An 11,345-nucleotide genomic window follows, 5' to 3' on the forward strand; every position below is an offset into this window, starting at 1 on the left:
CCCCCCCCCCCCCCCCCCCCCCCCCCCCTATTTTTTTTTACATCCACAAGCGGCAATCCGCCGATGTGTATAAGAGACAGGGCTCGCTCCCACAATTGAATGATCCCCGTAGCCGTTTTTAAACCTTGGCCGCAGCCACAATCAGCGCTTTCATTTCAGCCACTGCCGACTTGAAGCCCACGAACAATGCATGCGCCACCAGCGCATGGCCAATGTTCAATTCATTGATGCCCTTGATCGCGGCTACCGCTTCCACGTTGTGGTAATGCAGACCGTGGCCAGCATTGACGATCAGCCCTTGAGCCAGGCCAAACGCAACGCCATCGGCGACACGCTGCAACTCTTCGGCGACTTCGGTCGGGGTCTGGGCATCGGCATAGCGTCCGGTGTGCAGTTCGATTGCCGGTGCGCCTACGCGCCTGGACGCTTCGATCTGACGCTCATCGGCGTCAATAAACAGCGACACTTCACAGCCAATCTTGCTCAGCCGCTCGACAGCTGCCTTGATCCGCGCTTCCTGCCCGGCAACATCCAGACCGCCTTCGGTGGTCAGTTCCTGACGGGTTTCAGGCACCAGGCAGATATGCGCCGGGCGAATGCGCTCGGCAAACAGCATCATCTCTTCGGTAACGCCCATTTCGAAGTTCATGCGCGTTTGCAGGACATCCTTGAGCAGCAACACATCGCGTTCCTGGATATGTCGACGATCTTCGCGCAAGTGCACGGTAATGCCGTCGGCGCCCGCCTCTTCTGCATCCAGCGCTGCCTTGACCGGATCAGGGTAACGGGTGCCGCGAGCCTGACGCAGCGTGGCTACGTGGTCGATGTTCACGCCGAGAAGAATGCGATTGCTTTGGGTCACGGGGGGCTCTCCTGAAGAGTTGACGATTCGGCGCACAGCATACCGGTCTATTCAGGGCTTGCGAAACAACTCACGACTGGCCAGCGGTTTACCAGCCAAATGCACGGCCAATGCCTGACGCATCAGGCGCTTGGCGGCGGACAAGGCTCCGGGCACGGTCCAGTCAGCCTCGGCCATTGCGTGCAGTTCAGTGCCATGAAACAGACCGGGCTGCACCAGATAAATCCGTTCAAGCCCGGCATCTACCTGCAAACGGTACATGCCATCGCTGGCCACCGGTTCGCCTTGAATGTCCCGGGTCAACGAAAAGCCATAGCCCAGATCGTCCAGCAGGCGCCATTCGAACGCTCGCAGCAGAGGTTCGAGCGCGCGTCCTTGCGCAAGCGCCACCAGCGTCGCGGCATAGTGGTCGAAGACCGCGGGATGCGGGTCTTCGGCTGGCAACAGCCTGATCAGCAGCTCATTGAGATAGAGGCCGCTGAACAGCGCTTCGCCATTGAGCCAGGTGGCAATCCCGGCACTCTCCATGCGTCCGACGTTTTTCAGCTCGCCACGGCCGCGAAATTCGATTTCCAGCGGCACAAAAGGCCGGGCCAGCGTCCCCGCCTTGCCCCGCGCACTGCGCAGCACGGCCCGCAGGCGCCCTTGAGGCGTGATGAAATCCACCAGGGCACTGGTTTCACGATAGGGGCGACTGTGCAGGACGTAGGCGAGTTGGGGGGCCGGGGGTTTACTGGACATGGAAGTCAGCTATCTCAAAAGGCAAACACTGCCAGGAAGAACAGCATAAAACTAATGTGGGAGCGGGCTTGCTCGCGATAGCAGCAACTCGGCCTGTCTGAAGTTCCGAGTTGATGCTATCGCGAGCAAGCCCGCTCCCACAGGGGGGGGTAATGCTGTGCTTACAGGTCGCCGTAGCCCAGCGAACGCAGGGCGCGCTCGTCGTCGGACCAGCCACCTTTCACTTTAACCCAAAGGTTAAGCATGATCTTGGAGTCGAACAGCAGCTCCATATCCTTGCGCGCTTCGGTACCGATACGCTTGATACGCTCGCCCTTGTCGCCAATGATGATTTTTTTCTGACCATCACGCTCAACCAGAATCAAGGCATGGATATGCAGGGTTTTGCCCTGCTGCTTGAACTCTTCGATCTCGACGGTGATCTGGTACGGCAGCTCGGCACCCATCTGGCGCATGATCTTTTCACGTACCAGTTCGGCGGCCAGGAAGCGGCTGCTGCGATCGGTGATCTGGTCTTCCGGGAAGAAGTGCTCGTTTTCCGGCAGGTGATCGGCAATCACGCGCTCAAGGGCTTCAAGGTTGTGCCCGTGCTGAGCCGAGATCGGGATGATCTGGGCGTTCGGCAGTTGCTCCTGAAGCCAGCTCAGGTGCGGCATCAGCTCGGCTTTGTCTTCGATACGATCGGTCTTGTTCAACGCCACGATCAGCGGGCCGGTTACGTACTGCACGCGCTCCAGCACCATCTGGTCTTCGTCGGTCCACTTGGTGCGGTCAACAACGAAGATCACCACATCGACGTCTTTCAACGCAGCCGAAGCGGTTTTGTTCATGTAGCGGTTCAGGGCCTTTTCGCCGCCCTTGTGCATGCCCGGGGTATCCACGTAGACCGCTTGCACGTTGCCTTCGGTCTTGATGCCCAGCATGTTGTGGCGGGTGGTCTGAGGCTTGCGCGAGGTGATCGCCAGCTTTTGACCCAGGATATGGTTCAGCAGTGTGGATTTACCCACGTTTGGACGACCAACAATGGCAACGTAGCCACAGCGAGTTGCGGTTGAATCAGTCATGACCATTCTCCACGCCAAGGGCAATCAGTGCTGCGGCGGCCGCTACCTGTTCGGCAATACGACGGCTCACGCCCTGTCCCCGGCTTTTTTCATTCAATAAGGCAATCTCGCACTCGACAAAGAAGGTGCGGCAATGCGGTTCGCCCTGGATATCCACCACTTCGTAACGTGGCAGGTCGCAGGCACGCGACTGCAAGAACTCTTGCAGGCGGGTCTTTGGATCTTTGTTGGTGTCGACCAGGGTCAGCGTCTCGAACTCGCTGGCCAGCCAGGCCAGTACGCGATCGCGAGCGACATCCATGCCGGCGTCCAGGTAAATGGCGCCGATCAGCGCCTCAAGGGCATCGGCCAGGATCGATTCACGGCGAAATCCGCCGCTTTTCAGTTCACCGGAACCCAGGCGCAGGTACTCGCCCAGCTCAAAGCCGCGGGCCAGTACTGCCAGGGTCTCACCCTTTACCAGCCGCGCACGCAAGCGTGATAACTGGCCTTCACGCGCCAGCGGGAAACGGTCAAACAAGGCTTCGCCGGCAACAAAATTGAGAATGGCATCCCCCAGGAACTCAAGGCGCTCGTTATTGCGCCCCGCGAAACTGCGGTGTGTCAGGGCCAGAACCATCAGTTCCTGGTCTTTGAAGGTGTAGCCGAGCTGACGCTCTAAACGTTCTAAAGAAAAACTCACGATTTACCCACGCTGAGTTCGTGGCCGAATGTCACCACCGGACCGATATTAGGGATCAGTGATGCTCGTTTATCGCATAGCAAATGGACAGGGAACAGGCTGTTCGCCGCCGTCACACTTAACGCTTTGTTCAAATCCACATCCTGAATACTCAGGCGCGCGACTTGTTTCGCACACCTGAAAAGCAATCGGCGCTGTTATAAACAGCGCCGTTCTGGCTACTTGATCAGACCAACCCGCGAGAAGTTCGGCAGGTTGCTCGCCTTGGGTTCCGGCCAGCTCATCCAAACAGCGAAGGCCTTGCCGACAATATTCTTGTCGGGAACCATGCCCAGCTCGTCTTTGGGAATGTTCGGATCATCCCAGTAACGGCTGTCGTTCGAATTATCACGGTTGTCACCCATCATGAAGTAATGCCCGGCCGGAACCGTCCACTCCTTGTCAGGCGGCGCACGATAGCGGCTCATTTCCTTGCGGATCATGTGCTCGACTTCGCCCAGCTTCTCTTTGTACAACTCGGCACTGCCCAGGGTTCCAGGCTCGGCCTTGACCAGTTGCTCGGCAACCAGTTGGTCGTTGACATAAAGATGCTTGTCGCTGGTATAGCGGATCTTGTCGCCCGGCAGGCCAACTACACGCTTGATGTAGTTGACTGTCGGATCGCTTGGGTAGCGAAACACCATCACATCGCCCCGCTTCGGATCACCCACTTCGATGATTTTCGTGTCGAGTACCGGCAAGCGGATCCCGTACGAAAACTTGTTCACCAAAATGAAATCGCCCACATCCAGGGTCGGTTTCATCGAGCCGGACGGAATCTGGAACGGCTCAACCAGAAACGAACGCAACACCAGCACGATAAACAACACGGGAAAGAACGACTTGCCGTATTCAACCAGCAGCGGCTCCTTGTTGAGCTTTTCGACTACCTGCATATCAACCGGCGTAACGCTGGCTTGATAGTTGGCAATGGCCTTGCGCCGGCGCGGAGCCAGGAAGACCAAATCGAGCAGCGCCAGCAAACCGCACACGGCAACAGCAATGACCAGCAACAGCGGGAAATTTAGTGACATAGGACCTAGCTATCCAAACGGAGCACTGCAAGGAAGGCTTCTTGTGGAATTTCCACGTTGCCCACTTGCTTCATGCGTTTTTTACCGGCCTTTTGCTTTTCCAACAGCTTGCGCTTGCGGCTAACGTCACCACCGTAGCATTTGGCCAGTACGTTCTTTCTGAGTGCCTTGACGGAGGTCCGTGCAATGATCTGCCCGCCAATGGCGGCCTGGATCGCGACGTCGAACATCTGGCGCGGAATCAGTTCTTTCATCTTCTCGGTCAACTGGCGACCTTTGTAGTGCGCGTTTTCCTTGTGCACGATCAGGGCCAGCGCATCTACCTTGTCACCGTTGATCAGCACATCGAGCTTGACCAGATTAGCTGACTGGTAACGATCGAAGTGGTAATCAAGCGAAGCATAGCCGCGACTGGTGGATTTGAGACGGTCGAAGAAGTCCAGAACCACTTCGTTCATCGGCAAATCGTAGGTCACTTGTACCTGGGTACCCAGGAACAACATGTCGTGCTGCACGCCACGTTTTTCAATGCACAGGGTAATGACGTTACCCAGGTGCTCCTGAGGCACAAGAATGTTGGCACGCACGATTGGCTCGCGCATGTCTTCAATCATTGAAAGATCTGGCAGCTTGGACGGGTTATCGACGTAAATCGTTTCACCGGTCTTGAGCAGCAGTTCGAAAATTACGGTTGGCGCAGTGGTGATCAGGTCCAGGTTGTACTCGCGCTCCAGGCGCTCCTGAATGATCTCCATGTGCAGCATGCCCAGGAAGCCGCAACGGAAGCCGAAGCCCAGTGCGTCAGAGCTTTCTGGCGTGTATTGCAGCGAAGAGTCGTTCAGCGTCAGTTTTTGCAACGCATCACGGAAGTCTTCGAAGTCATCGGAGCTAACCGGGAACAGGCCCGCGTATACCTGAGGCTGAATACGCTTGAAACCGGGCAGTACATCAACATCCGGAGTCGTGCTCAAGGTCAGGGTATCGCCCACTGGCGCACCGTGAATGTCCTTGATACCGGCGATGATGAAACCTACTTCACCGGCTTTCAGGTCTGCAGTGGCGGTGTGTTTCGGGTTGAATACACCAACGCTGTCCACCAGGTGGATCTTGCCGGTGGATTTGACCAGAATCTTGTCGCCCTTTTTCACGCGGCCGTGGCGCACGCGAACCAGGGACACAACGCCCAGGTAGTTATCGAACCAGGAGTCGATGATCAACGCTTGCAGCGGATCTTCGATATTGCCGGTCGGCGCAGGAATGGTGTGTACCAGGCGCTCAAGCACCTCGTCCACGCCCAGGCCGGTCTTGGCACTGCAGGTCACGGCATCAGTGGCGTCGATGCCAATGATTTTTTCGATTTCTTCCTTAACGCGATCAGGATCAGCCTGTGGCAGGTCGATCTTGTTCAGCACCGGCATGACTTCCAGGCCCTGCTCAATCGCGGTGTAGCAGTTGGCTACGGACTGGGCTTCTACACCCTGCCCCGCATCGACCACCAGCAACGCACCTTCACAGGCCGCCAGGGAACGGCTAACTTCGTAGGTGAAGTCAACGTGGCCCGGGGTATCAATGAAGTTCAACTGGTAGGTATTACCGTCTTTGGCCGTGTAATACAAGGTGACGCTGTGGGCCTTGATGGTGATCCCGCGCTCACGCTCGAGGTCCATGGAGTCCAGTACCTGGGCCTCCATTTCGCGGGCAGTCAGGCCACCGCACATCTGGATGAAACGATCGGCCAGCGTCGACTTGCCATGGTCAATGTGGGCGATGATGGAGAAATTGCGGATATGACTCAGATCACTCACGGGTCAACACTCAAAAAAGTCGCAGGCAGACTGCCCGCCGAAAAATAGCCGGGAATTGTACCTGAACATCGCGCCAAGCGTCACGTTCACAGGCCAATGGGCACCTACAAAAAAGCCCCTATCGCGAGATAGAGGCTCTTGATTGGCTCAATGAGCGCTACTCAACCCGCCCGACGTAACAGCCAGATACCGGCCACGGCACAAATGGAAGCCGGCAGCAGCACCGCAAACAGCGGCGAGAAGCCGAACACCAGGCTCAAAGGCCCCAGCAGGTCCTGGGCGATCTTGAAGGTAAACCCTACCAGCACCCCGGTAAAAACCCGCTGCCCCAGCGTAACAGAGCGCAACGGGCCGAAGATGAAAGATATGGCCATCAATACCAGCGCGGCAGTCACCAGCGGCTGCAACACCTTGACCCAAAAAGCCAGCCAGTAACGGCCGTTGTTCAGGCCCTGATCCTTGAGGTAGTGGATATAGTTCCACAACCCGGAAATCGACAGCGATTCGGGCGCCATGACCACGGTATTGAGCAGTTGCGGGCTCAACGACACGTCCCATTTTTCTTCAGGCGCCTTGACTACCTCAGTGCTGTCGCCATGAAAAAGAGTGGTGCTCACATCACTCAACTGCCAGTCGCCCTGGTGGTACTGGGCCTTTTTGGCAAAGCTTGCCGACTGCATCTGATGGTCTTTGTCGAAGCGATAACGGGTCACACCGTAAAGCAGGCCATCGGGCTGAACGGCGTTGATATGGATAAACTCATCACCCTGGCGGTGCCACAAGCCATGCTTGGAGCTTTGCGAGTCGCCACCGCCCTGGGCCAGCGCGCGGTTGGCCTGGGCAATGTTTTCCGTGGCAGGCACCACATATTCGCCAATCAGCACCCCTGCAACCATCAGCACCAGCATCGGCTTCATCACGGCCCAGACGATGCGCCCAAGGGACACACCTGCGGCACGCATGATGGTCAGCTCACTGTTGCTGGCCAGGCCGCCCAAACCGATCAGGCAGCCAATCAACGCTGCCATCGGCAACATTTCATACAGGCGTCGGGGCGCAGTCAGCATGACAAAACTGAACACATCCAGAACGGTGTAGGTGCTGCTGAGACTGCGCATCTCGTCGATCACGGCAAACAGCAGGGCCAGCCCGAGGATGATCCCCAACACGGCCAGAATCGCCAACAACACACTGCTACCAATGTAGCGGTCGAGCTTAACCACGGGCCATCTCCTCGGCACTACGGCGACTTGCCAGTTTCAAGCGCAGCGGCTCCCAGTACATCAACCCCAGGCCAATGATCAGGAACAGCCCATGCACCCACCACAGGCCCAGCGCCATCGGGGTCTTGCCATCCTGAAGAAGCCCCTTGCCCCAGGTCAGCATGCTCAGGTAGCTCATATAAAGAAGAATCGCCGGCAACAACTTGAGGAAGCGCCCCTGACGCGGATTGACCCGCGATAACGGCACTGCGATCAAGGTCACGATAAAGACCAGCACGGGGAAGGCAATCCGCCAATGCAGCTCGGCAACCACGCGAGGATCCGTGCTGCCGAGAAGGCTTGCGGTAGGGATCGCATCGCGGTCTGTCACTTCATTGCTGACTTCCGGCTTGGGCAGCAGCACACCATAGGTGTCGTACTTGATTGCCCGATAATCGGCCTGTCCAGGATTGCCGTCATAGCGATAGCCATTGTTCAGCACCAGCCAGCGACTGCCGTCAGGACGCACTTCCTGATGCCCCTTCTCGGCCAGCAGCACGGAAATACTGCGATCCTTGGCCTCTTCTCCGAGTTTCTTCTGCGAAATGAATACGCCGGACAAGAGGCTGCGGTCATTGCTCAATTCTTCGGTGTAGGTCACCCGCGTACCGTCACTCAGCGACTGGAAGCGCCCGGCCTCCAGGGTGTCGAATTCGGTCAGGGCATCCTGCTTGTTGAGCAGCAGCTGAAATTCATTGTTGCCCTGCGGGGCCAGGCTCAGACTGAGCCAGGCCACGATCAGCGCGACCAGCGCAGCCGGTGCCATGGTCATGGCCAGCAACCGCTGACGACTCATGCCGGTAGCCGACAGCACGGTCATTTCGCTCTCAAGGTACAAGCGACCATAAGAGAGAAGAATGCCCAGGAACAGCCCCAGAGGCAGGATCAGCTGCATGAAGCCCGGCAGGCGAAAGCCCATGATCAGGAACAACGAACCCGGGTCCAGGGCGCCCGAGGCGGCCTGGGCCAGATATTTGATGAAGCGACCGCTCATGATGATGACCAGCAGCACAGCACTGACAGCGCTCAATGTAAGCAGGACTTCGCGGGACAGATAACGGAAGACGATCAAACCAGACACTCCAGGGTCGTCAGGCTAAGGCGGCCAAACAAACAGCATAACGAGTCGGCACATACCTCATCATAGATGAGATGGGCCGTCTAAAAAGATGGCGCATTATCCTGTGAATGCCCTCCCCTGTCACTGCACAGTCTTGAAAGTGGCAACTTGGCCCTAAACCGGGGTTGTCAGGCTCCTCCGACGGGGTTCAAACTGCCCGCCTTGACGCCAGCCTTGATCACAGGTGAAGCGCTTCTTCTATATAAGCAAACAAACAGAACTGTTTGTGCGCATGTTGACCATTTGACTCAGGGACCCGGACATGGAACTGGTTGTAAAAAGCGTTAGCCCAGAAACGTTGAAAACGGCCACTCTGGTGGTCGCCATCGGCGAAGGCCGCAAGCTCGGCCCAACCGCCAAAGCCCTCGACGAACTCACCGGTGGCGCCATCAGCGCAGTCCTCAAGCGCGGCGACCTGGCCGGCAAAACCGGTCAAAGCCTGCTGTTGCACAGCTTGCCCAACCTCAAAGCCGAGCGCGTGCTGCTGCTGGGTACCGGCAAGGATGAAGAACTGGGCGATCGCCCGTTCCGCAAAATCATCAGCGGCGCACTGGGTGTACTCAAAGGCCTGGGCGGTAGCGATGCGGTGTTCGCACTGGACGAATTGGTGGTCAAGGGCCGCGACAGCTACAGCAAGACCCGCTTGCTGGCCGAAACCCTCGTAGACGGCGAATACACCTTCGACCGTTTCAAAAGCCAGAAGGCCGAACCCCGCGCCCTGAAAAAAATCACCCTGCTGACCATCAAGGCCGCGCAGGCTGAAGTGCAGCGCGCCGTGACCCACGCCCAGGCAATTGCCGCCGGCATGGCGTTCACCCGCGACCTGGGCAACCTGCCGCCGAACATCTGTCACCCGAGCTTCCTTGCCGAGCAGGCCAAGGATCTGGGCAAAGAGTTCAAAGGCCTGAAAGTCGAAATCCTTGACGAGAAAAAGATCAAGGATCTGGGCATGGGCGCGTTCTACGCTGTAGGCCAGGGCAGCGACCAGCCGCCTCGTCTGATCGTGATGAACTACGCCGGTGGCAAAAAATCCGAAAAACCGTACGTACTGGTAGGTAAAGGCATCACCTTCGACACCGGCGGCATCAGCCTCAAGCCGGGCGCCGGCATGGATGAAATGAAGTACGACATGGGTGGTGCTGCCAGCGTGTTCGGCACCCTGCGCGCCGTACTCGAGCTGAAACTGCCGATCAACCTGGTGTGCATTCTGGCCTGTGCTGAAAACATGCCTAGCGGCGGCGCGGCACGCCCGGGCGACATCGTGACGACCATGAGCGGGCAGACGGTCGAAATCCTCAACACCGACGCCGAAGGCCGTCTGGTGCTGTGTGACGCCCTGACCTACGCCGAGCGCTTCAAGCCACAGGCCGTGATCGACATCGCCACCCTGACCGGCGCCTGCATGGTTGCATTGGGCGCTCACACCTCGGGCCTGATGGGCAACAACGACGACCTGATCAACCAGTTGCTGGAAGCCGGCAAGCAAGCCGACGACCGTGCATGGCAACTGCCGCTGTTCGACGAGTACCAGGAACAACTGGACAGCCCGTTCGCCGACATGGCCAACATTGGCGGGCCTAAAGGCGGCGCCATCACTGCTGGCTGCTTCCTGTCGCGTTTTGCCAAGGCCTATAACTGGGCGCACCTGGACATCGCCGGCACGGCATGGGTCAGCGGCGGCAAGGACAAGGGCGCAAGTGGCCGCCCAGTGCCCCTGCTGACCCAGTACCTGCTGGATCGCGCCAACGCTTGAAGCTGACAATCGAAGACTGCGCCGCTTGAGGGCGGCGCAGTCCCGATTCAGGAATCGCAATGACCCCCGAAGCAAACCAAGAACTCACCAAGATCGACTTTTATATCCTGCCCAGCGCCGAACCCTCTGCGCGGCTGGATTTTGCCTGCAAACTCACCGAGAAGGCCTGGCGCCTGGGCCATCGCGTGTATCTGCATTGCTCTGACAGTGCCCAGCGCCAGGACCTGGATGAACGCCTGTGGCGCTTCAAGGGCGAAAGCTTCGTGCCCCACAGCAACACTGAAGACCAACCCGATGGCGTCGTGGTCATGGGCTGTACGGATGCACCCGCAAGCCACCAAGACTTACTGATCAACCTGGACCTCAAAGTCCCCGACTTTTTCAAGCGCTTCGCCCGCGTGGCCGAAGTGGTAGTCGAAGACCCCGCCGTGCGACAGGCTGCACGGGAGAGTTTCCGTTTCTACCGAGAACAGGGCTATCCTCTGCAGGACCACAAGTTACAACGACTCTGAGTACACGATGGACACCTCCAATTCGCCGCAAAAAGCTGCACACCTGCTTGATGATCTTGAGTCCATTCGCAAGCTGCTCGGCGATGAGGGGCTGCAACCGCCGCTGCTGACAGAGATGGTAGGTCGGCCCGACGAACAGATCCCGTTGCTCGACGAAGTTATCAGCGATGAACCAGAGCCGGAGCCGGTGCCCACGCAAATACCGCTGGTCGGCATCACCCCGGCGCCCGCGACGGAGAAAGCCCCTGACGCACTGCTTGCGCACCTGGACCGAGAACTGCGCACTGCTGCCCAGGCCATCATGCAGGACGTGATCAACGACTTCGCCCCGCACATCGAAACCGAGATCAAGCGCCGCCTTGATGCCCACATGGAGCGTCTGCTCGCCCAACATCAAAGCTGACCCTGTGGGAGCGGGCTTGCTCGCGATTGCAGCACCTTAATGAAGCCGATGCACCGGGTTGCCCGTAT

General features: G+C 58.1%; 11 protein-coding genes. 3 read left to right on the forward strand and 8 right to left on the reverse strand.

What is annotated here, in order from left to right:
* Window positions 1–118: 118 nt before the first annotated feature.
* The 8 genes from pdxJ to lptF form a co-directional block, all read right to left on the reverse strand.
* Window positions 119–862 carry a pyridoxine 5'-phosphate synthase gene (pdxJ, locus tag QN377_RS06835; RefSeq protein ID WP_095001238.1) on the reverse strand — a complete coding sequence of 248 codons (744 nt, stop codon included), beginning with the start codon at window positions 860–862 and terminating at the stop codon, window positions 119–121.
* Window positions 863–913: 51 nt separating this feature from the next.
* Window positions 914–1,603, reverse strand: a complete 690-nt coding sequence (recO, locus tag QN377_RS06840; RefSeq protein ID WP_095001237.1) for a DNA repair protein RecO — start codon at window positions 1,601–1,603, stop codon at window positions 914–916.
* Between the two features lie 161 nt (window positions 1,604–1,764).
* Window positions 1,765–2,667: a GTPase Era gene (gene era / locus QN377_RS06845; protein ID WP_095001236.1), complete on the reverse strand. Its 903-nt coding sequence runs from the start codon at window positions 2,665–2,667 to the stop codon at window positions 1,765–1,767.
* On the reverse strand, window positions 2,660–3,349 hold the full coding sequence (gene rnc, locus QN377_RS06850; RefSeq protein ID WP_095001235.1) for a ribonuclease III: 690 nt from the start codon (window positions 3,347–3,349) through the stop codon (window positions 2,660–2,662). The genes era and rnc overlap by 8 nt, the downstream gene beginning before the upstream one ends.
* Before the next feature lie 218 nt (window positions 3,350–3,567).
* Window positions 3,568–4,422, reverse strand: a complete 855-nt coding sequence (lepB, locus tag QN377_RS06855; protein ID WP_095001234.1) for a signal peptidase I — start codon at window positions 4,420–4,422, stop codon at window positions 3,568–3,570.
* A 5-nt stretch (window positions 4,423–4,427) separates the two neighbouring features.
* Window positions 4,428–6,227 (reverse strand): translation elongation factor 4, encoded by a 1,800-nt coding sequence (gene lepA / locus QN377_RS06860; RefSeq protein WP_095001233.1) that lies wholly within the window; start codon window positions 6,225–6,227, stop codon window positions 4,428–4,430.
* Window positions 6,228–6,388: 161 nt separating this feature from the next.
* Entirely contained in the window at window positions 6,389–7,450 is a 1,062-nt protein-coding gene (lptG, locus tag QN377_RS06865) for an LPS export ABC transporter permease LptG (protein WP_095001232.1), read from the reverse strand.
* The gene (gene lptF, locus QN377_RS06870) at window positions 7,443–8,561 is read right to left on the reverse strand and encodes an LPS export ABC transporter permease LptF (RefSeq protein WP_095001231.1); all 1,119 of its coding nucleotides are present in this window, start codon (window positions 8,559–8,561) and stop codon (window positions 7,443–7,445) included. Before lptF ends, lptG begins: the two co-directional genes overlap by 8 nt.
* Window positions 8,562–8,871: 310 nt before the next feature.
* Here lptF and QN377_RS06875 point away from each other — a divergent pair, with 310 nt between their 5' ends.
* The 3 genes from QN377_RS06875 to QN377_RS06885 are packed head-to-tail and all read left to right on the forward strand — an operon-like array spanning window position 8,872 to window position 11,277.
* A complete protein-coding gene (locus QN377_RS06875) occupies window positions 8,872–10,362 on the forward strand; it encodes a leucyl aminopeptidase (RefSeq protein ID WP_095001230.1) in 1,491 nt (496 codons plus the stop codon).
* A gap of 59 nt (window positions 10,363–10,421) precedes the next feature.
* Window positions 10,422–10,874 carry a DNA polymerase III subunit chi gene (locus QN377_RS06880; protein WP_095001229.1) on the forward strand — a complete coding sequence of 151 codons (453 nt, stop codon included), beginning with the start codon at window positions 10,422–10,424 and terminating at the stop codon, window positions 10,872–10,874.
* Between the two features lie 7 nt (window positions 10,875–10,881).
* Window positions 10,882–11,277, forward strand: coding sequence for a DNA polymerase III subunit chi (locus QN377_RS06885; protein WP_095001228.1), 396 nt, complete (start codon window positions 10,882–10,884; stop codon window positions 11,275–11,277).
* Window positions 11,278–11,345 lie beyond the last annotated feature (68 nt).

Origin of the sequence: Pseudomonas sp. CCC4.1 (assembly GCF_035019225.1) — a bacterium.
GTDB classification, from domain to species: domain Bacteria; phylum Pseudomonadota; class Gammaproteobacteria; order Pseudomonadales; family Pseudomonadaceae; genus Aquipseudomonas; species Aquipseudomonas bubulae.